18 protein-coding genes, 4 tRNA genes and 1 pseudogene are annotated in these 22,188 nt (G+C 60.6%); 10 read left to right on the top strand and 13 right to left on the bottom strand.

The window, feature by feature from the left end; genetic code table 11:
• A complete protein-coding gene (locus CPH89_RS20505) occupies window positions 1-933 on the bottom strand; it encodes a LysR family transcriptional regulator (RefSeq protein WP_053255275.1) in 933 nt (310 codons plus the stop codon).
• Window positions 934-1,022: 89 nt separating this feature from the next.
• Between CPH89_RS20505 and CPH89_RS20500 the strand changes: the two genes are divergently transcribed.
• Window positions 1,023-1,649 (top strand): serine-tRNA(Ala) deacylase AlaX, encoded by a 627-nt coding sequence (locus CPH89_RS20500; RefSeq protein ID WP_053255274.1) that lies wholly within the window; start codon window positions 1,023-1,025, stop codon window positions 1,647-1,649.
• Here the strand turns inward: CPH89_RS20500 and CPH89_RS20495 are convergent.
• From CPH89_RS20495 to CPH89_RS20485, 3 genes are all read right to left on the bottom strand, one after another.
• Window positions 1,634-3,007 carry an MATE family efflux transporter gene (locus CPH89_RS20495; protein ID WP_053255273.1) on the bottom strand — a complete coding sequence of 458 codons (1,374 nt, stop codon included), beginning with the start codon at window positions 3,005-3,007 and terminating at the stop codon, window positions 1,634-1,636. The two genes, CPH89_RS20500 and CPH89_RS20495, sit on opposite strands and share 16 nt — an antisense overlap.
• A gap of 104 nt (window positions 3,008-3,111) precedes the next feature.
• Window positions 3,112-4,686: an alkaline phosphatase D family protein gene (locus CPH89_RS20490; RefSeq protein ID WP_053255272.1), complete on the bottom strand. Its 1,575-nt coding sequence runs from the start codon at window positions 4,684-4,686 to the stop codon at window positions 3,112-3,114.
• Window positions 4,683-5,237, bottom strand: a complete 555-nt coding sequence (locus tag CPH89_RS20485) for a GNAT family N-acetyltransferase (protein ID WP_053255271.1) — start codon at window positions 5,235-5,237, stop codon at window positions 4,683-4,685. The genes CPH89_RS20490 and CPH89_RS20485 overlap by 4 nt, the downstream gene beginning before the upstream one ends.
• A gap of 190 nt (window positions 5,238-5,427) precedes the next feature.
• Between CPH89_RS20485 and CPH89_RS20480 the strand changes: the two genes are divergently transcribed.
• The 6 genes from CPH89_RS20480 to CPH89_RS20455 all read left to right on the top strand — a co-directional run bounded on the left by CPH89_RS20480 (window position 5,428) and on the right by CPH89_RS20455 (window position 12,835).
• Window positions 5,428-5,835, top strand: coding sequence for an ExbD/TolR family protein (locus CPH89_RS20480; protein ID WP_053255270.1), 408 nt, complete (start codon window positions 5,428-5,430; stop codon window positions 5,833-5,835).
• A gap of 2 nt (window positions 5,836-5,837) precedes the next feature.
• Window positions 5,838-6,572, top strand: coding sequence for an energy transducer TonB family protein (locus CPH89_RS20475; protein WP_053255269.1), 735 nt, complete (start codon window positions 5,838-5,840; stop codon window positions 6,570-6,572).
• A 24-nt stretch (window positions 6,573-6,596) separates the two neighbouring features.
• Complete coding sequence (locus CPH89_RS20470) at window positions 6,597-8,879, top strand: TonB-dependent receptor (protein ID WP_053255268.1); 2,283 nt, start codon at window positions 6,597-6,599, stop codon at window positions 8,877-8,879.
• A gap of 25 nt (window positions 8,880-8,904) precedes the next feature.
• On the top strand, window positions 8,905-9,552 hold the full coding sequence (locus CPH89_RS20465) for a MotA/TolQ/ExbB proton channel family protein (protein WP_053255267.1): 648 nt from the start codon (window positions 8,905-8,907) through the stop codon (window positions 9,550-9,552).
• A gap of 55 nt (window positions 9,553-9,607) precedes the next feature.
• On the top strand, window positions 9,608-10,825 hold the full coding sequence (locus CPH89_RS20460; protein WP_053255266.1) for a phospholipase D-like domain-containing protein: 1,218 nt from the start codon (window positions 9,608-9,610) through the stop codon (window positions 10,823-10,825).
• Between the two features lie 270 nt (window positions 10,826-11,095).
• Complete coding sequence (locus CPH89_RS20455; RefSeq protein ID WP_053255265.1) at window positions 11,096-12,835, top strand: dipeptidase; 1,740 nt, start codon at window positions 11,096-11,098, stop codon at window positions 12,833-12,835.
• A gap of 257 nt (window positions 12,836-13,092) precedes the next feature.
• Here CPH89_RS20455 and CPH89_RS20450 read toward each other — a convergent pair.
• From CPH89_RS20450 to CPH89_RS20435, 4 genes are all read right to left on the bottom strand, one after another.
• A tRNA-Gly gene (locus CPH89_RS20450) sits at window positions 13,093-13,168 on the bottom strand.
• Between the two features lie 3 nt (window positions 13,169-13,171).
• A tRNA-Glu gene (locus tag CPH89_RS20445) sits at window positions 13,172-13,247 on the bottom strand.
• 105 nt (window positions 13,248-13,352) lie between these two features.
• Window positions 13,353-13,428: transfer RNA gene (locus tag CPH89_RS20440), tRNA-Gly, on the bottom strand.
• Between the two features lie 3 nt (window positions 13,429-13,431).
• Window positions 13,432-13,507, bottom strand: a tRNA-Glu gene (locus tag CPH89_RS20435).
• A gap of 357 nt (window positions 13,508-13,864) precedes the next feature.
• Between CPH89_RS20435 and CPH89_RS20430 the strand changes: the two genes are divergently transcribed.
• The gene (locus tag CPH89_RS20430; RefSeq protein WP_053255264.1) at window positions 13,865-14,635 is read left to right on the top strand and encodes a hypothetical protein; all 771 of its coding nucleotides are present in this window, start codon (window positions 13,865-13,867) and stop codon (window positions 14,633-14,635) included.
• Window positions 14,636-14,751: 116 nt separating this feature from the next.
• On the top strand, window positions 14,752-15,564 hold the full coding sequence (locus CPH89_RS20425) for an alpha/beta fold hydrolase (RefSeq protein WP_053255263.1): 813 nt from the start codon (window positions 14,752-14,754) through the stop codon (window positions 15,562-15,564).
• Window positions 15,565-15,603: 39 nt separating this feature from the next.
• Here the strand turns inward: CPH89_RS20425 and CPH89_RS30950 are convergent, their stop codons facing one another.
• The 4 genes and pseudogenes from CPH89_RS30950 to CPH89_RS20410 form a co-directional block, all read right to left on the bottom strand.
• On the bottom strand, window positions 15,604-16,308 hold the full coding sequence (locus tag CPH89_RS30950; RefSeq protein ID WP_408634344.1) for a methyl-accepting chemotaxis protein: 705 nt from the start codon (window positions 16,306-16,308) through the stop codon (window positions 15,604-15,606).
• Between the two features lie 201 nt (window positions 16,309-16,509).
• Window positions 16,510-16,689: pseudogene (locus tag CPH89_RS30945) on the bottom strand (HAMP domain-containing protein); the annotation flags it as partial.
• A 996-nt stretch (window positions 16,690-17,685) separates the two neighbouring features.
• Entirely contained in the window at window positions 17,686-19,098 is a 1,413-nt protein-coding gene (locus CPH89_RS20415) for an aminotransferase-like domain-containing protein (protein WP_053255261.1), read from the bottom strand.
• Window positions 19,099-19,299: 201 nt separating this feature from the next.
• The gene (locus CPH89_RS20410; RefSeq protein WP_053255260.1) at window positions 19,300-20,061 is read right to left on the bottom strand and encodes an SDR family oxidoreductase; all 762 of its coding nucleotides are present in this window, start codon (window positions 20,059-20,061) and stop codon (window positions 19,300-19,302) included.
• A 229-nt stretch (window positions 20,062-20,290) separates the two neighbouring features.
• Between CPH89_RS20410 and CPH89_RS20405 the strand changes: the two genes are divergently transcribed.
• Window positions 20,291-21,298, top strand: coding sequence for an NADP-dependent oxidoreductase (locus CPH89_RS20405; protein ID WP_053255259.1), 1,008 nt, complete (start codon window positions 20,291-20,293; stop codon window positions 21,296-21,298).
• A 136-nt stretch (window positions 21,299-21,434) separates the two neighbouring features.
• On the opposite strand, the gene pyrF is transcribed toward CPH89_RS20405, so the two are convergent.
• Window positions 21,435-22,133: an orotidine-5'-phosphate decarboxylase gene (pyrF, locus tag CPH89_RS20400; protein ID WP_053255258.1), complete on the bottom strand. Its 699-nt coding sequence runs from the start codon at window positions 22,131-22,133 to the stop codon at window positions 21,435-21,437.
• Between the last annotated feature and the right edge of the window lie 55 nt (window positions 22,134-22,188).

The raw sequence follows: 22,188 nt of genomic DNA, 5'->3' as shown, positions 1-22,188 counted from the left end.
CTAACGTCGGCGCAATGTCGGCTCACGCGCCATGCACGCCACCAGGTAATCAATGAACACCCGCAGCTTCGGCGGCAGATACCGCGTGGGCGAGTGCAGCAACCACGCCTCGCCATGGTAGGACGCAATAAAATCCCACTCCGGTAATACCTGCACCAAAGGCCCCTCCTCCAACGCATGGCGCGCGGTGAAATACGGCAAACTGCCAATCCCCACATGCTGCAACACCGCATCCAGCCGCACCCCGGTGTGGTTCGCCGCATACCGCCCACGCACGCCGACCGTCACCGCCTTGCCCGCCTGGCGGAATTTCCAGCGAGCATCGCCCGGGGTTTCGCCGAGGTAGATGCAACTATGCTCCAGCAAGTCATGGGGATGGCCTGGCGTGCCATGCTCGGCCAGGTACTGCGGCGTCGCACACAGCAAGTGTTCAATGGGCAATAACTGGCGGCCGACCAATCCGGGCGGAGGGCTATCGGTGATGCGGATGCTCAGGTCGACATTGTCGTCGATCAGGTCCACATGCCGATCCTCAAGGATCAGTTGCACATCGACCTTGGGATAGCGCCGCAAGAACTCCGGCATATGCGGGTGCACCACGAACCGCCCGACGGCCTTGGGCACGCTGACCCGCACCAGGCCCTCGGCTTCATGGGTGAACTGGCCGCTGACTTCCATCACCGAACGCGCCGCGTTGACCATCTCCTGGCAGCGCTTGAACACCTCTTCACCCCCCTCGCTCAAGCGTAACTTGCGCGTGGTGCGTTGCAGCAACCGTGTGGCAAGGGCGTGCTCCAGGCGCGAGATACTGCGGCTTACCGCCGAGGGGGAAACGCTCAGTTGTCGCGCAGCTTCGGAAAAACTGCCGGTTTCCACCACTTTGACGAAAATCGCCATTTCACCCAGCAGCGGCAAAGGTAGATTGATGCTCATGACGCACAGGTCCATTGATAATTGAACGGATTATCACCCACTTGCGCACTATTTATACTGCCCGTAGAACCCTGATGCGGATGTAAATAATGACCGAGCGCCTGTTTTTTACCCACGACCACCTGACGGCCGAGCTGGAAGTGCTCAGTTGTACACCCCACGAAGACCAGTTTGCCGTCGTCCTGCAGTCGACGATTTTCCACCCGCAGGGCGGCGGGCAACCGTTCGACACCGGCTGGCTCGGTGACAGCCAGGTCGTGCGCGTTACCCAAGAAGTCGACCGCGTGGTGCACTACGTCGACCAACCGGCGCAGCCCGGCCCGATCACCGCACGGGTCGATGCACAACGCCGCGCCCTGTACACGCGTCTGCACTCCGCCGGGCATCTGATTGGCAATGCCGGCGAACGCCTGGGCTGGATGCCGATCAAGGCTCATCACTGGCCGGGCGAATGCAAAATCACCTTTATTCGCGGGCAAGCGGCGCAGACCATAGACGCCGAGACGCTGCAAGCGCAAATCAACCAATGGATCGCCGCCGACTACCCGCGCTATACCGCCTTGGACGACGGCACCCGCGAAGTCGGCTTCGGCGACCTGCCGGCCTACGCCTGTGGCGGCACCCATGTGCAAACATTGAGCGAGCTGGGCCAGGTGACGATCCTCGCCCTGTCGGAGAAAAAAGGCGCGCTGTCGGTGCGTTACAGTCTCGACTGAGAAGGGGAAACAGCCTTCGTCAGGAGACGAGGGCTGTTATGAAAGCGCCAACCCATCAACACCATCGCGATACCCAGCGCGGTGATCAGGCCCACCCACATCCCTTGCGGCCCCCAACCAAGCCCCAACCCCAGCCAGGCCCCCAGGGGCATGCCGATTCCCCAGTAGGAAAACACCGCGATCATCATCGGGACACGGGTATCCTGCAGCCCTCGCAACGCCCCGGACGCGAGCATTTGCAAGCCATCCGGCAATTGCAACAGCGCGGCATACAGCAACAGGCTCGAAGCCAATGCGATGACCGCAGCATCACGGGTGTACAACTGCGCGATCTCGGCATGGGCAAACAACAATACCGCTGCCGAGAACAACTGAGTGACGCAGACAATGCCGTAACCTGCCATCGTCGCGCGGCGGATACCCGTGCAGTCACCCCGCCCAAGCGCGTGCCCTACCCGCACCGTGGTCGCTTCGGCCACCGCCACCGGCACCATGAAACAGACCTGCGCCACATTGACTGCAATCTGGTGCGCAGCAAGCGGTATGGCACCCAATTGGCCGATCAACAATGAGCTGGCAATGAATAAACCGCCTTGCATCAGAATCGCGACACCTATCGGCATCCCAATACCCAGCAAGCGTTGAAGCTGCGCAAGGTCTGGCCAGTCAAAACGCTGAAACAGGCGCAGATGCGCAAACCGTGGGGTGCGCCACAAGTAGAGCGCGAAGAGGATCGCTTGCAGCCACATCAGGGTGGCCGAGGCAATTCCCAACCCCTGCGCGCCCAGCTCCGGAAGCCCCCACTGACCATGGGTCAACCCGTACCCCAAGGGTGCCAGCACGCACAACCCGCCAAAACCGAACACCATGGTCGGGCGCATCCAGCGCATGCCTTCGCTCAAATAGCGCATGCAAAAAAACACCGTCAGCGCCGGGCTACCCCAGCGCACGGCGGCCAGGAACGCTTGCGTCTGCGGAATGACTTCAGCGGCGATACCGGCGGCTTCAAGCCCAAGCGGCACCAGGCTGAGGAACAGGAACATCAACCCGCCCATTCCCACGGCAAGCCACACTGCCTGGCGAAACACGGCGCCTATTTCAGACTCGCGCCCCGCACCGGACAACGTTGCCACCTGGGCCGTCAACGCGATCAGCGTGCCGATCGGAATCAGCATCGGCAACCACATCAGCGCTGTCCCCAACGTCACGGCTGCGAGGGTGACGGTGCCGTGATGGCCGGCAATCACGTTGTCGACCACGGCAATCAGCCCCACCGAAACATGCCCCACCAACAACGGCAGCACCAACCTGCCAGTGCTGCTCACTTCCTGAAAATACGCACGACGATAGGCTGACATAAAAGCCGGACTTCCTTGCAGAGTCTTGAGAGGCGAGCATTTATCAATACGCCCCTAGCACCCGGCAAGTCAGACGCTTCCGGTTCTACACGTTGAAATATCCGCTAGAGAGCCATCGCCCCCGGCCGCCCCGGTTCCACCGCAAACGACTTGAGCGTCGACACGGTGGCCTGTGGATCACGCGGGTCGGTAATCACCCGGAAGTGGGTGAGCATCCTCGCAGCTGCAAGCTCCACCGACACATAGCCGCGCTGGCGACTGTCGAAAAACTTCACATGCGGGTTGAGCGGCAGGATCTGGCTGAACGCCTCAAAGGGCGGGCCATCGGAGGTCACTGAGCTGCCGACGAACTCGGTGGCGACAATGCGCGAGCCCGGGTTGTTGGCGTCGGCATGCAGGTCGTTAGTCCAGAACGAATGGATATCACCGCCCCAGAACACCGGGTTCTTCACCTGATGACGCTCGATGGACGCCAACATGCGTGAGCGGTTCGCCATGTAGCCGTCCCAGCCGTCTGTCCAGCGGCCCACCTTGTGGCGGGTCAAATCGCGCTGGGTCAGTGGCGCGACCAGCAAGTCCTGAGCGATCACATTCCACTGCGCCTTCGACTGCGCAAACCCCTGGTCAAGCCAGGCTTCCTGCTGCCAGCCGAGCATCGTGCGACGGGGGTCGCGCAGGTCGGCGCAGGTGTTGGCAGCAATATGCCCTTGGTGACTGCCATTGGCCTGGATACAGGGTTGTTCGGAGCGGTACTGTCGGCCATCCAACACATGGAAACGCGCCAGCCGGCCGTAGTCCAGGCGTCGGTAAACGCGCATGTCCGGACCTTTGGGCATGCTGCTGGCGCGCAGCGGCATGTGTTCGTAAAAGGCCTGGTACGCGGCGGCGCGTTGTTGGAGAAATTGGCCTACCGGAATCTTCGGGTCCTGGGACCAACGGTTGGCGTAGTCGTTCTGCACCTCGTGGTCATCCCAGGTCACCATGCTCGGCGCTGCGGCATGCAGGGCTTGCAAGTCCGGGTCGGTTTTGTACAGCGCATAACGGTTGCGGTAGTCGCGCAAGCTCACGGCATTGCCGCTGCCATGGGGGCGAATGATCTTGCCCGATTCCGCGGCATAGGAACTGTCGTAGATGTAGTCGCCAAGGAAGAACACCAGGTCGGGTTGCTCCGCCGCCAGGTGACGATAGGCACTGAAGTAACCCCGCTCCCAATGCGAGCAGGAGACAAACCCCAGCCGTGCCGACGCCATGGCCTGCGGCGGCGGCGTCGTGCGTGCCAGGCCCACCGCGCTCTGTGCGCCAAGGCCGTCAAACTGGTACCAATACGGCCGGCCCGCCTCCAGCCCCGCCACCTCGACATGCACCGAATGGGCGAAACGTTCGGTTGCCATGACCTCACCCTGTTTGACGATGCGCTGCATCGCCGCATCGCTGGCCACCCGCCAGCGCACTGGCACGGCGCGGTTCAAGCCGCCCCGCCCGTCCGCGGCGTTAAACAACGGCGCCAGGCGAGTCCAGATCACAAAGCCATCGGGCAGCGGGTCACCGGATGCGACGCCGAGGGTAAACGGATAATCAACCCCGGCACTGCGCGCAAAGGGGCTGAGAATCGAAAACGCGGTGGCGACTGCAAGACCACTGAGGACCCGCCGCCGATCATGGTCCACTGCGCCACTCACAGGCGGCGCTCCCAGTCGTCACGCACGGTGGCGAAGCCGAGCAAGTCCTCATACACCCCATTTTTCAGAAACGCTTGGCGCATACAGCCCTCGTAACGCAGGCCGATTTTCTCCATGACCCGCGCCGATTCCTTATTGCGCCCAAAACACTGGCTGCCCACCCGCTGCAACCCCAGTTCGGTAAAGCCGAAAGCCATCACTGCGCTCGCCGCTTCAGCCGCGTAACCCTGGTTGCGACAGTGCGCCGCGACCCAGCCACCGAGATGGCCATAGTGATGACGCAGGTTAAGCCGCAGGCTGACGATGCCGATCAACGCAGCAGTTTCAGGCAGGTGCATACCCAAGTTCAACAACTCCCCCGCGCGGTATTTTTCGGCGTTTCCGGCAATAAACCCCTGCGCCGTTTCCAGGGTGTAGGGCGACGGAATATTCGCCGTGTTGTCGGCGATTTTCGGCCCGTTGGCGAGGTGGAACAGTGTTTCGGCCTGGTCCATTTCCAGCGCCCGCAAGAGTAGCCGCGCGGTGGATAGATGAGGCAATGCAGTCGACATACGCGCGGGCTCTCGAGATAAATTCCTCAAGAATGTACGCCCTACGTGTCAGTTTCATTACGTCATAAAACCGCAAACTGAAACGCCTGTAAGACGCGTCCTAGAGCCTTTAAAACGTAAATTAAAGTTAACCATTCGGTCATTTTTGACTGTTAGCGTGTCGCCCCTAATTCAATTACGGGGTAACAGAATGAGAACCTGGGATGAGCCCAAAAAACGCAAGGCGCACATTGAGTTGATCCCAATGATCGACGTGATGATGTTCCTCCTGGTGTTTTTCGTACTGGTAAGCCTGAACGTGATTCCAGCACTCGGCATGAAGACTCAATTGCCCAGCGCGAGCAGCTCACAACAACTCAAGCCACAGAACAAATTCATCCTGACCCTGGGCCTGGGAGGCCAGTTGCAGCTCGACGGCAAGGACCTCGCGGTTGACGCGCTGGTGCCAGCACTGAAGGCCGCAGAAAAGCCTGACACCAAATCGACAATCATCGTCAACAGCGACAAAGGTGTGGAGGTTTCGCGCCTGGTGGAAGTCATGGACACCCTGCGCCTGGGTGGCTTTACCTCCGTGTCCATCGCCACCCGTAAGTCCTGATCATGTATGCACTGTTTCGTACGCGTCGGCTGCTGGGCAGTGTCCCGGCCCTGATCGCCCTGGTGCTGATTGCACTGGGTATCCAGTCCCAACCCTTGAAAATCCAGCCGCAGTACGACGAGTCGGCGGTTGAACTGGCCTTGGTCGAGCCCGAGCCCGAGGTGGTTCCCGAACCGGTGGTGGAGCATGAGCCGCCACCGCCGGTCATCGAGGATGAAGAGGCCGAACCGGCCCCACCACCGCCGCCGCCCAAGCCATTGCCAAAACCTGAACCCAAGCCCAAGCCGGTCCCCAAGCCCAAGCCCGTCGTTGCTGCCAAGCCGACACCCACGCCGACGCCGGCACCTGCGGTCGCGGCAAAACCGGTACCGGCTGCTGTGGCACCAACGCCTGCCCCGCCCGCCCCGCCGGCACCGCCCAAAGTGGATGGCCAGGCGTTGGAAGGCGGCTACCTCAAGGGGCTGCGCAACGAGCTGGACACTTACAAGCAATACCCCACCGGGCGCCAGGCGTCCCTCGAACGCCCCAGTGGCGAGGTGGTGGTCTGGTTGATGGTGGATCGACAAGGCCGCGTCCTCGACGCCGGGATTCAGACCCCGGCGCCCAGCATGCTGCTCAATCGGGCCGCTACCAATAGCCTGCGCCGCATCAAGCAGGTCAAGCCGTTCCCCGAACAAGCCTTCGGTGGACGTAACGAGCAACGCTTCACCGCCACCTTCAACTACAGCGTGCAATAAGCACCCGACACCAGGACGACAGTGATGAGGTTCACCCGCATTCATCTGGCACTCGTTGCCGCTACGAGCATGACCCACGGAGTGGTCATGGCAGAGACCAGCGACAGTGACGTCGGCACGATTGGCGTACAGGGCAAGGCAACCGCTGGGGGCGGTTACATGGTCCAGGAAGAGAGTGCCAAAGGCCGCTCGACCATTACCAAGGAAGCGTTGGATAAGCAGGCCGCCACCGGCAACGCCATCGACAAGCTCAAGTACACGCCGGGGCTGAACATCTCCAGCGAGGACAACACCGGCCTTTCGGGCTTTCGCTTCACCATGCGCGGGATGAACTCCGACCAGGTGGGTATGTCGGTCGATGGCATGCCGATCAACGACTCCGGCAACTACGCGCTGTATTCCAACCTGCTGGGCGACCCGGAAAACATCGATCAGATTTTTGTCACCCAGGGCTCATCGGAAGCCGACGGCCCGCACATCGGTTCCAGCGGCGGCAACATCGGCATTGTGACGACTCGTCCAACCAAGGAAACCGGAGCCTTCGTTAAACAGGTGGTGGGCAGCAACGCCACCCGCAAGACATTTGCCCGACTTAACACCGGTGAAGTCAACGGCTTGAGCAACTGGCTGTCGGCCTCCCATACCGAAGGCCAGATGTGGCGCGGCTCGGGTGCGGTGCGCGCCGACAAGGTGGAGTGGAACAGCTTCTTCGACGCCGGCAACGGCAATACGGCCAACCTGATCCTCAAGTACCACGAGCAAGATAACAACAGTTACAGCCAACTGACCAAGGCGCAGTTCCAGCAATTCGGCCGCAAATACGACCCGTACCCGGCAACGCCGGCAGTGGGCTCCAACGGCAAGATCAGCAGCTACTACGACCTGGCGCAGAACCCGTTCCAAACCTTTACCGCCGTGCTCAACACCCAGTACAAGCTGCGCGACAACCTGTCCCTCTCGGTGATCCCGTATTACTACTACGGTAACGGCAGCGGCGTAGGCTCCTCCGCGTATGCGCTGAACAGCGGCTCGAACAAGGGTGGGGTTTTCGACCTCGGCAACCTGCCGACGGCGGCCCAATATAACGCCGACGGCTCCGCCACCACGGGCGTCTACTACCGCCCTTCGCGCACCCAGACCTGGCGCCCGGGCATCACCACCAAACTGAACTGGGACCTGGGCGACCACAGCCTGCAATTCGGCTACTGGTACGAGCGCGCGCGCCAAAGCCAGACCCAACCGTTCATTGCCCTCAAAAACAGCGGCAAACCAAGCGACACCTGGCCGGACGGCAGTTCCGTGGTCGATGCGAACGGCAACACCGTACAGGGTCGCGACCGCTACACCGTGACGCCTGCGCAAAAAGTCTGGACCCAGGACACCTGGTACATCAACTCGGACTGGACGCTGATCGCCGGCATCGCCTACATGAACGTCGAACGTGAAGGCACCAACCACGGCAGCCTCACCGAACAACCGGGCAAAGCCAACCAGACCTACAACAAATTGCTGCCCAACGCCGGCCTGAAATACCAGCTCGACGAGCGTGACCAGTTGTTCTACAGCCTGTCGCGCAATATGCGTATTCCGCAGAACTACGTACTGTACGACAAAGGCGTGGGCTCCCTGGACTCCAAGCCGGAACTGAGCTGGAACCAGGAACTGGGCTGGCGCTACACCGGCGAAGACACGACCCTCGCCGCCACCTTGTTCTACATGCAGTTCAAAAATCGCCAGCTCACCTCCCTGGACAGCAACGGGGATTCCGCTGACATCAACGCCGGCACCGTGATCAACAAAGGCCTGGAACTGGAGTGGAGCGGCAAACTGCCCAACCATTTCAACTACTACACCTCCTACACCTACACCAGCTCCAAGCAGCAGGATGACTTGACCGTCTTCAGCGCCGGCAAACCGATCGTGCTGCCCACCAGCGGCAAGCAATTCGCCAACGTGCCGACCAACATGCTGGCGGCCAACCTCGGCTATGACGATGGGCGCTTCTACGGCACGTTCGGTGGCAAGTTCACCAGCAAGCTCTATGGCGACCTGACCAATGACGAAGCCATCTCCGCGCGCACCGTTTTCAACCTCGGCGCCGGTATCTACCTGCCGGTCGACAAGAAAGTGGTCAAGGACGCAACCCTGCGCCTGAACGTCGACAACCTGTTCGACAAGAAGTACCTGGACGGCGTGTACACCACCAAGACCAACTCGGCGAGCTACAGCGGTTTCCGCGATGGCGACCCGGCGTACATCGTTGGCCTGGACCGTACCGTCACGGTTTCGCTGGAAGCGAATTTCTGATTAACCACCTGAGAGGAAAACACTCATGGACATGGACCTGCTTCACCAAATCACCTTTTATGTGATGTATGCCGCGATGGCGATTGCGATCTTTATCACCATCGAACGTGGCATTTACTTCGCCTACGTACGCCGCCAGGCGCGGGCCTTGACCGACGTGCTGGGCGCCAACGTGCACAGCGAGCGCGACCTGCCGCAAGCGCTGACCCGCCGTGACAGCCTGCCGCTGAACATGGTGCTGCCGATCCTGGCACAGAAGGCGTCCCATGGTTCGCGCAAAGACCTGGATGACGAAATCGAAACCCAGTACCTGAAGACCCGCGCACCGCTGTCGCGCAGCCTGTGGATCATCGAAACCATCACCACCGCCGCGCCGTTGCTGGGCCTGTTGGGCACCATCCTTGGCATCATCGACACCTTCAAGGCGCTGGCCAGTGCCGGCGTGTCCGACCCAGGCCAGATTTCCGGTGGCATCGGCACGGCCTTGTTCGCCACGGGTTTGGGTATCGCCATCGCACTGTTCTGCGTGGTGTTCCACAACTTCTTCCAGGACAGCCTGGAGCGCATCAACGATCAGCTGAAAATCCTGCTGATCCGCGCCGCCACCGGGGCCCGTGTACAGGGTGAAGTGCCGCACCTGGTGCCGACCCCGTTGCACACCCGCACTGCATGACCTGCTGGGCGGGCGCAGCAGGCGCCCGCCCTTCTTTTTGCCTGTCGAGACACCTATGTCCCTATCGATGAAGTTGCGTATCGCAGGCCTCGCCGGCCTATTCCTCAGTCCGCTTGCCCAAGCGGACTTTTCGATTCCAGGGTTTGAACTGGTGCACACCGTACCGGTGGACACCGCGTTGGGCACCGCCGATTTGCGCCAGCCTGGCCCGGTGTGGATCGAGTTGTTTGACGGTGCGAAAAGCACCCTTGATATCGCCCAGTTCTACGCGGCCGACCATCCCGGCTCAGTGATGGACAAGGTCATCGAACACCTGGAAGCTGCCGGCAAACGCGGGGTGAAAATTCGCTTCTTGCTCGAAGAAAAAGGCATTCGGCTGTCGGAAGCCTCCACCCTGGAACGCTTGCGGGCGATCCCCAACCTGACCTTCCGCGTGCTGTCGTACGCGCAACTGAGCGGTGGGATCATCCACGCCAAATACATGGTGGTGGATGGCAAGCAGGCGTTTGTCGGCAGCCAGAATTTCGATTGGCGTTCGCTGGAACATATCCACGAGACCGGGCTGCGCATCAGCGATGCCAGCGTGGTCAGCCAGGTTCAGGCGATCTTCAACCAGGACTGGCAAGCCCAGGCCGCCCTTGCGGATAAACAACCGGTGCCACTGCCTGCCGCAAGCCAGGCACCGGCGCGCACCGGCAACTACCTGGTGGCCAGCCCGCAACGCTACAACCCGCCGGGCGTGGGCGACTCACAGCTGGAACTGCCGCGCCTGCTCAGCGAAGCCAAGCACGAAGTGCGTGTGCAATTGCTCGACTACGCGCCACTGTCCTACGGACCGGACAGGACCCGTCCGTACTACGCGGTGATCGACAACGCCGTGCGTGCTGCGGCAGCGCGTGGGGTGTCGATCAAGCTGATGGTGTCCAACTGGAACACCGACACGTTGGAGCTGCCCTACCTCAAAAGCCTGGCCGTGCTGCCCAACGTAGAGATCAAAATCGTCACCCTGCCCGAGGCCAGGCAAGGGTTTATTCCTTATGCGCGGGTGATCCACAGCAAGACGATGGCGATCGACGGGCAAGTCGCCTGGGTCGGCACCAGCAACTGGCTGGGCGGGTATCTGGATAACTCGCGCAACCTGGAAGTGGTGATGCACGACCCGGCGATGGCCAAGCGTGTCGCAGAGCTGCATGAACAGTTGTGGGACGGGCCCTATGCCAAGCCTTTGGACGTAGCGGCGCAGTATCCCGAGCCTCATCCTGGCAAACCCTGATGTGAAACGTGCTTCAACCCCCGCCCCCCTGGGGGCGCGGGCTTGCCCGTGATAGCGATGCACCCGTCAACGCCGGCTTCGACTGACACACCGCCTTCGCGAGCACGCCCGCGCGCACATTTGGATCTGTATATAGTTGGCATTTAAGTACGACATTTCCCACGCCAAGGTCTCCCTCTCCCGTGCTTGGTGATGGTAGTGTGTGGAAATGTTTCTGACAGTTTGATCAGAAACACCTTACTTACTACCTGCAAAGGAATGCCTCCAGCAATGCACTTTCCCCTTAAAAAACTGGTTGCCGCCACGCTGTTCGCCGCCAGCCTTTCGGCCGTCGCCACACCGGCTTCCGCCAACATCAGCGCCGAACAAAGCGCGGCGATCATCAAGCACTTCAACGAAACATCTGTCAGCGATTTTCGTGGTTTCCTCGGCACCCTGGCCAAGGGCGACCTGGCGAAAACCGATGACGTCGGGCCAGCCATCAATGCCTTCCTGGCCAATAAAACCCTGACCGCCGACCAGCAAAATGAAATCAACCGCCTGCTGGGTATTTATACGCGCGTGAAGTACGGCAAAGCCGCCCTCGAAACCCTGCGCGAGCTGGTGGAAATCCCGACCTTTAATGTCGACGGCCTGCCGCAGTACAAGAACCCGGAATTCCTCAAGATCGCCGACAAGATTCAGAGCCTGGCCAAGGCCTTCAACCTGAATTTCCGTAACATCGATAACCGCGTGTACGAAATCTCCCTGGAAGGCAGCGGCGATGAAGTGGTCGGCATTCACGCCCATGCTGATGTGGTACCGGTCACGCCGGAAAACTGGGTGCTCAAGGACGGCACCAAACTCGACCCGTTCAAGGTCACGCTGATCGGCGATCGCATGTATGGCCGTGGCACTGAGGATGACAAAAACGGCATCGTAGTGGCCATGTATGCCATGAAGGTCATCAAGGAAGAGAAGCTGCCGCTGGCGCGCAACTTCAAGCTGCTGGTGGACACCACCGAGGAAACCTCCGGCGACGCGATTCCTTACTACTTCGAACATAACCCGACGCCGCAATACAACCTGGCGCTGGACGGCGGCTACCCGGTGGTGATTGCCGAGAAAGGCTACGGTACGGTCATGGCGACGTTCCCGGTGCGCAAAGGTGAAGGCCACGGCGCGGAAATCATCGCGATGACCGGCGGCATGGCCACCAACCAGATTCCTTCGGTGTCGGTGGCCACCCTGGTCAGCGACACGCCCGCAGAACTTGCCGCCAGCCTGCAAAAAGCCGGCTCGGAATACGCCAAGCGCAATGGCGGCGACTTTGAGGTCAACGCCAAGGTCGATGGCAAGCAGGTCAAACTGACGGTCACCGGCGTGTCCGCTCACTCGTCTGAACCGCAATCGGGCGTCAACCCGGTCGCGCGCATGTTGGAACTGATCCACAGCATCGACGGCAAAATCGCTCTCAAGCACAACCACATCACCGACGCCGCACGTTACGCCGCTGACAACTGGGGCCTGGATTACCTGGGTGGCAAACTGGGCGTTGGCTTCTCCGATGCGTTCATGGGGCCGCTGACCACCTCGCTGACCTTTGTCGGTCTGGATGACAAAGCCTTCAAGCTGGCGGTGAACCTGCGCGTACCAAAGGGCAAATCCCCGGCAGTGCTCAAGGCAGAAATTGCCGACAAACTCAGCGCCTGGGACAAGCAAACCAACGTAGCCGTGAGCTTTACCTACTCGGTCGCCGAGCCAATGTACCGCAACCCTGAAGGGGAATGGGTGAAGGCCTTGTTGGCCGTGGCCAGCGAAAACCTGGGCATGGAACACACGTTCGGCACGTCGGCCGGCGCCACCTCCGTGCATGAACTGCCCAATGGCGTGCAATTCGGTCTGGCGCGGCCGGAGGTCAAATACACCGGGCATACTGACGGTGAATTCAAGACAGTCGACCAGTTCCTGCTGGACTTGCAGATTGTCACTGAAATGATGGGACGTGTCGGGCAATTGCCGAAGCTCTGACTGGCATAGCACCTGCTGTCGCCGTCATCACAACAACGCCGATCATCGCTGATCGGCGTTGTTGTTAAAGAGCCCTGCCAGTGAGCGCATTGCAGGCAGGGTTCAGCACTGCGATGCCACGATGCAGTGGTCAGCGTCGGGCGGGATCAATTCTTGATGCTCACCCAACCCTTGGGTGAAGCGAAGTAGGTGTGCGAGGATAAAATTCAGCACACACAAAAACGCCGATCATCACTGATCGGCGTTTTCGTTAAATATGGAGCGGGAAACGAGACTCGAACTCGCGACCCCGACCTTGGCAAGGTCGTGCTCTACCAACTGAGCTATTCCCGCAAATGGCGTCCCCTAGGGGACTCGAACCCCTGTTACCGCCGTGAAAGGGCGGTGTCCTAGGCCACTAGACGAAGGGGACACGCTACTGAAACACATGGTGTGTATTTCAGTGCCCAGAGGCCTCATCCGAAGACTTGGTCCTGGTTTCACTCAGTGCCGCCCGAAAGCCACACTGCTTGTAAATTGGAGCGGGAAACGAGACTCGAACTCGCGACCCCGACCTTGGCAAGGTCGTGCTCTACCAACTGAGCTATTCCCGCATATGGCGTCCCCTAGGGGACTCGAACCCCTGTTACCGCCGTGAAAGGGCGGTGTCCTAGGCCACTAGACGAAGGGGACACACGTACAACATTCACTCCCTACCGCGTTTCGCTGTGTGCTTTACGCTGTAAGTGGCGCGCATTCTATGGATGGATTGAAAGGTCGTCAACCCCCAAGGATAAATTTATTTAAATCAATGACTTCGCCCTGCTTTCCAGGGCTTTGCGGGCAATCTGCCCGTCCGGGCTTTGACGCCTATATTCTGGCGCCCGACAAGGCGCTATAGTTCGCCCCAGCAAATGATGGCAATGTGCATCTATACAGCGCGCCTTTGCCTATATAGAAGAAACTACCTGGCAACTGGTCGAACAGTCCTATCCGCCGGATGGTCCAGTCACTACACTCCACAGTAAACCCCATAAAGAGGTCACACCGGTGACACCACTCATGATCACCCTGCTGGTAGTAGCCGGGATCGCAATACTGATCGCCATTGGCTACATGAACCACGTGGTGGAAAACAACAAACTGGAAAAGAAACGCACCGAGATCGAACTCAACGACCGGCTGCGTCGTTGCGGTGAAATCACCGAGACCTTCCCCGGCCAGTTGATGACCCCGAAGCTCAAGCTGTTGCTGACCCGCCTGGAGCTCAACGTCAACCAGCGTCTGTTGAACCTCAATAAGTCCAGCGCGCCGCTTAAAGCGCGTATCACTGAGTTGAACGCGCTGATCGGCCAGGGCGAATCCATTCCGGTGACCAACCCGCCGGCGCCGATCCAGACCGAAGCCAAGGCCAAGGACGTGCGTTTCCTGTTGGAAGCCTTGCATGGTCAAGTCACTCGCGCCGCCCAGGACGGTTTCCTGCCGACCAACGAGGCGAAGTACTGGATCAAGGAAATTCGCCATATTCTTGTGCTGCTGCACATCGAGTTCTTCAACAACCTCGGCCAGCATGCCCTGCAACAAGGCCAGCCCGGCCAGGCACGCCTGGCGTTCGAGCGTGGCGTACAGTACTTGCGCAAACAGCCGGAGCCGGTGCTCTATAGCGCGCAGTTGCAATTGCTCGAGAGTCAACTGGCCCGCGCCAACTCTACGGTGCTGACCAACAGCGCGCCCGCCGAGGATGAAGTCAACGAGTTGACGGAAGGCCTGAAAGTAGTCGATGCCGACGCGGAGTGGAAAAAGAAAGCCATCTACGATTGATCGTCCTGCCTGGCATGTGGCGAGTTACTCGGCACATGCCATCACTTTGCACCTATCCCCCCGCCCCCGACTAGCGTAAAAAAGTGCCCCTCACTCCGTGAAGTTAGAGGCCTGCTATGCCTGTTGCCGTGATTGATGGACAACCGCTGCACTATGTCGACCAGGGCACCGGCCCCGTCGTCCTCCTTGGTTCGAGCTACCTGTGGGACCGCGACATGTGGGCACCGCAGATTGACGCCTTGTCGCAACAATACCGCGTCATCGTCCCCGAGTTGTGGGGCCACGGTGAGTCAGGCCCGCTACCGGCCCAGACCCACTCTCTGGATGACCTGGCGCGCCAGGCCCTGGCCCTGCTGGACCAACTGGACATTGCTCAGGTCAACCTGGTGGGCCTGTCGGTCGGTGGCATGTGGGGCGCACGCCTGGCATTGCGGGCACCTGAGCGCATCAACAGCCTGATACTGATGGACACCTACCTGGGCGCCGAGCCCGAGACCACGCGTCAGTATTATTTCTCGCTGTTCAAGATGATCGAAGACGCTGGCGCCATCCCCGAACCGTTGCTGGATGTGGTCGCACCGATCTTCTTCCGCCCGGGTATCGATCGTGAGTCGGCGCTGTATCAGGATTTCCGCAAGGCCCTGCAAGCGTTTTCCAAAGAACGCCTGCTGCAGAGCATCGTGCCCCTGGGGCGCCTGATCTTCAGCCGTGCCGACGTGCTGGGTCAACTGCCACACCTGAACGCTGAGACGACCCTGGTGATGTGCGGCGAACAGGACAAGCCCCGGCCACCCGCCGAATCCCAGGAGATGGCCGAGCTGATCGGTTGCAGCCTGATCCTGATTCCAGAGGCCGGGCATATCTGCGCTCGGGAAAATCCGGACTTCGTCAACGAAGCGCTGCTGACCTTCCTCGCCAACAACGCCTGATCGCCCTTGCGCCCTTTGATCGCGGCCAACACGGCACGATCAAAGGCGGAAGTGCCCCACCATGCCCTTGAGCTCAGCCCCCAACTGCGCGAGCTGAATGCTCGACGCGGCATTACCTTGCATGCTCAGCGCCGATTGATCGGCGCTCGCGCGAATACTGGTGACGCTGCGATTGATCTCCTCAGCCACCGAGCTTTGTTCTTCGGCCGCCGCTGCAATTTGCTGGTTCATTTGCTGAATCAATGACACCGCCACAGCGATGCTGCCCAACGCACTTTCGGTTTCCAGGGCATCACTGACCGCCAACTTGACCAATTCGCCACTCTGCTGGATCTGCTGCACCGATGACTGCGCCGCACTGCGCAAGGTGCTGACCAGCCGCTCGATCTCCTCGGTCGATTGCTGAGTACGCTTGGCCAGCGCCCTCACCTCATCAGCCACCACCGCAAAGCCGCGGCCTTGCTCGCCTGCGCGGGCGGCCTCGATGGCGGCGTTGAGCGCCAGCAGGTTGGTCTGCTCGGCCACGCTTTTGATCACGCCCAAGACGGTGCCGATGTGGTGGATTTCCGCACTCAGGCTCTCGATACTGGCGCTGGCACTGGTGCTCGACGTTGCCAGCAATTCAATGCGCTGCAGGCTCTGGCGCACCACCTGCTGACCGCTTTCAACCTTGTCATCGGCAGTCTGCGCGGCTTGCGCAGCCTCTTCGGCATTGCGCGCCACGTCATGCACCGTGGCTGTCATCTGGTTCATCGCCGTGGCGACCTGTTCGGTCTCTTCCTTCTGGCTGCTGACTTCAACATTGGTTTGTTCGGTGACGCTGGAGAGTGAATGCGCCGAGCTGGCCAATTGCTCGATCCCCGCCTGCAACCCGCTGACCATTTGGCTCAGGCCGTTACCCATCTGCTGCATCGCCTGCATCAACTGGCCGATCTCATCACGACGGCTGACTTCCATGCGCCCACTCAGGTCCCCGGCGGCAATCTGCCGGGCCACGGCGATCACACTGCGCAGGGGCGCGACGATCAACCGGGTAATCACCCATGCGGCAATCAACCCCACCAGCAAGGCCAAGGCCGAGGAACCGATGATCAGCACCGCGCTTTTTTTCAACTGTGCCTGCATCGACTGGTCTTCGGCATCGTAGGCCTGGTTGACCCGGCTGACCACCTGATCGGCGCGGTCATGCAACTGCTTGTAGACGACTTTTTCCTGGGCCAGCAGCCCGGTGTACTCGCCGAGTTTTTCGCTGAACGCGGCAATATGCCCGGACACTTCGTTGAGCACGGTCTGGTAACCCGGATCCTTGACCGCCGTTTTCAACTGTTCGACCTGAGCCAGGGCCTCGTCGGCCTGCTCGATCTTGCCTTGCTCGGCGTTGTCGGCATCCGCCTTGCGGCTCTGATCCAGGCGCACCCGCGCTTCATTCATGGCTTGCAGCATCAACCGCGACACCTGGCTGACTTGCCCAGCCTGTGCGATAAACTCGGCGCCGTCCTTACCCTGGCTTTCCTTGAGGCCATAGGCCCCATCATCGGCCAAACCGGCCTGCAGCACGTCAAGGTTATTGGCCACACTGGACACCGACCAACTGGCCATCTCCAAGGCCAGGTCCTTGGTCTGGGTCAACTCGACAAATTCGTCGAACGCCTTGCGATAAGCGGCCAATGCCTGCTCAACATCGCTCATCGCCGGCACGTTGGCGGCGGACTGCGCCTTTAGCGTGGCCGCCATGGCCGCCAGGGCATCGACGCTTTCATGCAGGGCATCGACAGCCTTGGGGTCAGCGTGCAGCGCGTAGTCCTGCTCGATCAAGCGCACCTTGAGCAAGCCACTGTTGAGCGAAGACATCGCCTTGAGGCCTTCAAAACGTTGCCCCACGGTTTGCAGGGACCACACGCCAATGGCCGCCACCAGTGCAGTCAACAGCAGCACCAGAGCGAAGCCCAAGCCCAGTTTTTTCGCCATACCGAGGTTGGCAAAACGTCGTTGCACGGCCGAAATCATTGCACTTGAATCCTCTTGGAATGGCAAATGCCATCAAGCCTGGTTTCCATGCTGGGAGATTCGCAACGACGAGCCACCGGCACAAGACGTTGGCGCCACAATAATGGCAAAAAGCTACATGCTCGTCGTTTTCAGAATGGTCGAGGTCGATCCTGCAGGCCCCATGGCGCGGAACAACGCCAGCGCGCGCTGATCATCAGCATAGGCCACATTGATGCGCAGCCAGTCACTGGCTTCACCTTTTGGGTTAAATAGCGCGCCGGGCGACAACAACACGCCGAGTCGCCGGGCACAGGCCTGCAACCGTGAGCGATCGCCTATGCCAGGCCGCGCCCACACAAACATACCGCCGGCGGGCACAGCAAACACTTCCCACTCTTCATCCTCCAGCACCTGCAGGGTCGCGGCCATTTGCGTGTTCAAGCGCTTGCGCAGGCGCTGCACCCACTTGCGGTAGGTGCCATTGGTCAGCAGCGTGGCGACCACCGCTTCGGCAAAACGCGAGGTGCCGATGCCGGTCAGCGTCTTGAGGCTGGCCATTTGCGCAATGATCGCCGCGCCGGCACTGACGTAACCCACGCGCAACGCACTGCTGAGGGTCTTGGAAAAACTCGAGACATAGATCACCCGGCCATCGTGGGGTAACGCCGACAGGCGCGTGCAACTGGCGTGCTGCAAGTCGCCGTAGACGTCCTCTTCAATGATCAGGAAGTCTTCGCTACGCGCCAGTTGCAGCAGCCGCTCGGCTATCGCACGGCACAGGCTGGTACCGGTGGGGTTGTGGTACAGGCAATTGATGAACAGACACCGCGGGCGATGGCGTTGCAGCAGCGTTTCGAGCACCGGAATATCCGGGCCACCCACGGTGCGCGGGACTTCCAGCAACGTAACGCCGTGGCGCTCCAACTGCCGATAGAGGTTGGCATAGCCCGGCGTCTCGACCACCACGGTGTCGCCGGCCTTGAGCAGTGTGCGTATCAACAGGTCCTGGGCGTGGCCGGCGCCGTGGGTCGTCAGGATGCAATCGAGGTGAGTGGCGACTTTTATCTGCGTCAGGCGCTTGAGCAGTTGCTCACGCAACGCCGGCAGCCCCAGTGGCGTGCTGTAGTTGAAGAGGCCGGCGGTGTCGGTACGGCTGATTTCACGTAGCGCATAACAGAGGTCGTCGCTTTCGCGCCACGCGTCCGGCAACCAGCCGCATCCCAGCTTCAACTCGCCCAACGGGCCTTCGACGAAGGCGCCCCACGTCAGCTCCGCGCCCTCGTACCACTGGCGTTCAAGGGAAACAGGCGGCTGGGCCACCACAAATCCCGAGCCATGCCTTGAGGCCAATAACCCCTGGGCCACCATTCGCTCGAATGCCTCGACCACGCTGGACTGGCTGAGCAGGTTATCGAGGGCCACTTGCCGGATGGATGGCAGGCGCGTGCCGGGGCTCGCGCCGCTCTGGCGTATCCATTGCGCCACCGCGCTGACGATTTGCTGCACCACCGGTACAAGGGCTTGTCGATCGATCCCTAAATCCATGAGCCACTCACTTCAACTGTCTGTTATTACCCCAAACAGTTAAGCACAGAAGCCCGGTAAAACCGGTCGCAAACATTTATTAAAGTATTGATTTTATTGACTTATTTACCTACTGATACACATTCTGACGAGGCCTTGTGCCAGCCATGGAAACGCCCCACAGCGTCCCTGGCCTTTTCGAAGAGTGCGTGACGTTGAGTCCTAGATAGCCGTCGCGCCGCCATCCACCGCCAACGCTTGGCCAGTGGTAAACGCGGCCCCATCGCTGCACAGGTACAGCACGGCGCTGGCGATTTCCTCGACTTTGCCAATGCGCCCGACCGGGTGCATGGCGGCGGCAAAGTCTGCCTTGCGCGGGTCGGCTTCATAGGCACGGCGGAACATGTCGGTGTCGATTACCGCAGGGCACACCGCGTTCACGCGAATTTTCTTCTTCGCGTACTCAATGGCTGCCGACTTGGTCAGGCCGATCACGGCATGCTTGGACGCGGCATAGATGCTCATCTTCGGTGCCGCCCCCAACCCCGCCACTGATGCGGTGTTGACGATCGCCCCGCCGCCCTGCGCCAGCAACAACGGCAGCTGATACTTCATGCACAACCACACGCCCTTGACGTTGACGCCCATGATTGCATCGAACTCGTCCAGTGTGCCGTCGGCCAACTTGCCCTTCTCGATCTCGATCCCGGCGTTGTTGAAGGCATAGTCAAGGCGCCCATAAGCGGCGACGGTCTGCGCCATCAATTGCTGCACGTCCGCATCAAGGGTGACGTTGCAGCGCACGAACAGCGCCTCGCCCCCTGACCGTTGGATCAACGCAACCGTGCCCTCACCGCCCGCCACGTCCAGATCGGCGACCACTACCTTCAAGCCTTCTGCGGCGAACGCCAGCGCGGTAGCGCGGCCAATACCGGCGGCGGCGCCGGTCACCAGGGCGACCTGGCCGGAAAACGTCATGCTCATGGGGGATGTCCTATGCAAGAAATAGCCGTCAGCCGAGTCTAGCCAACGGCGCGGCGGGCGCGTCAGCACTATCAGAAGGCCGGTTGGGGCTGCATGAATCGCAGTGATAAGACCGCAGGCGCCACTATCATCAACGCCTATCGGCAGGCATTCGCCCGCCTCTAACAACCTTGCCCCCAGGCCGTTCAAGGTCTATCAATCAAGATCCACTTCTTGAAGAGTTCTTGCCATGACTGCCCAGACCAACCGCCAGTTCCTGCTCGCCAAACGCCCGGTCGGCGCGGCCACGCGGGAAACCTTCACCTACCAGCAAGTGCCCGTCGGCACGCCGGGAGACGGGCAAGTGCTGGTGCACAACGAATACCTGTCCCTGGACCCGGCCATGCGTGGCTGGATGAATGAGGGCAAATCCTACATTCCGCCGGTAGGCATTGGTGAAGTGATGCGGGCGCTGGGCGTAGGCAAGGTGATTGCTTCAAACCATCCGAACTTTTCAGTCGGCGACTATGTGAATGGCGCGCTGGGCGTACAGGATTATTTCCTGGGCGAGCCACGGGGTTTCTATAAGGTCGACCCGACACTCGCCCCTCTGCCCCGCTACCTGTCAGCCCTCGGCATGACCGGCATGACCGCCTACTTCGCCCTGCTCGATACCGGTGCCCCCAAGGCCGGCGAAACGGTGGTGATTTCCGGCGCCGCCGGTGCGGTCGGCAGCATTGCCGGGCAAATTGCCAAGATCAAAGGCTGCCGCGTGGTGGGCATCGCCGGTGGCGCCGACAAGTGCAAGTTCCTGGTGGATGAACTGGGCTTCGACGCCGCCATCGACTACAAAAACGAAGATGTGCCTGCCGCCCTCAAGCGCGAATGCCCCAAAGGCGTGGACGTGTATTTCGATAACGTCGGCGGCGACATTCTCGACGCCGTGCTCAGCCGCCTGGCATTGAAGGCGCGGGTGGTGATCTGCGGTGCGATCAGCCAGTACAACAATAAAGAAGCCGTGAAAGGCCCGGCCAACTATTTGTCGTTGCTGGTTAATCGCGCGCGCATGGAAGGCTTTGTGGTGATGGACAATGCGGCGAACTTTGCTGCGGCCGGCCAGGAAATGGCCGGCTGGATGGCGCAGGGCAAGCTCAAGAGCAAGGAAGATATTGTCGAGGGGCTGGAAACGTTCCCGGAGACGTTGATGAAGCTGTTCAACGGCGAGAACTTTGGGAAGCTGGTGTTGAAGGTCAGCTGACAGACCCCGGAACCGGGTCTGGGCAAGGTCGATGCGCACGCTGGCTTGCCAGCAATAGCATCAACTCAATAGCACTGTAGGACCGAGCTGCCTGCATCGCAGGCAAGCCCGGCGCCCACAGTTGACCGCAAACCGGTCAGGCGATTTCGGCAACCACTGCCGCCAGCGCCTTCGCCGGGTCCGCAGCCTGGCTGATCGGGCGACCGATCACCAGGTAGTCAGAACCTGCATCCAGTGCCTGGCGTGGCGTCAGAATACGACGCTGGTCATCCTGCGCACTGCCCGCCGGACGAATCCCCGGGGTTACCAGTTGCAGCGACGGGTGAGCCGTCTTCAATGCCTCGGCTTCCAGCGCCGAGCACACCAGACCATCAAGGCCGGCTTTCTGCGCCAGGGCCGCCAAGCGCAATACTTGCTCCTGAGGCTCGATATCCAGGCCGATACCGGCCAGGTCTTCGCGCTCCATGCTGGTCAGCACGGTGACACCAATCAACAGCGGTTTAGGGCCGCTGCGCTGCTCCAGCACTTCGCGGCAGGCGGTCATCATGCGCAGGCCGCCGGAGCAGTGCACATTGACCATCCACACGCCCATTTCGGCAGCGGCCTTGACCGCCATGGCCGTGGTATTGGGGATGTCATGGAATTTCAGATCGAGGAATACTTCGAAGCCTTTGTCACGCAATGTGCCGACGATTTCCGCGGCGCAACTGGTGAACAGTTCCTTGCCGACCTTGACCCGGCAAAGCTTCGGGTCCAACTGGTCAGCCAGCTTCAGTGCGGCGTCACGAGTGGGGTAATCCAGGGCGACGATGATAGGAGTCTGGCAGACGGACATTGGAATGGGCTCTCAGGCAAGTCGAAATCGGCGCGGATTGTAGCGCAAGCAGCGC

It is taken from the genome of Pseudomonas fluorescens (assembly GCF_900215245.1).
GTDB lineage: Bacteria > Pseudomonadota > Gammaproteobacteria > Pseudomonadales > Pseudomonadaceae > Aquipseudomonas > Aquipseudomonas fluorescens.
This window is presented reverse-complemented; position numbering and strand designations above follow the sequence as displayed.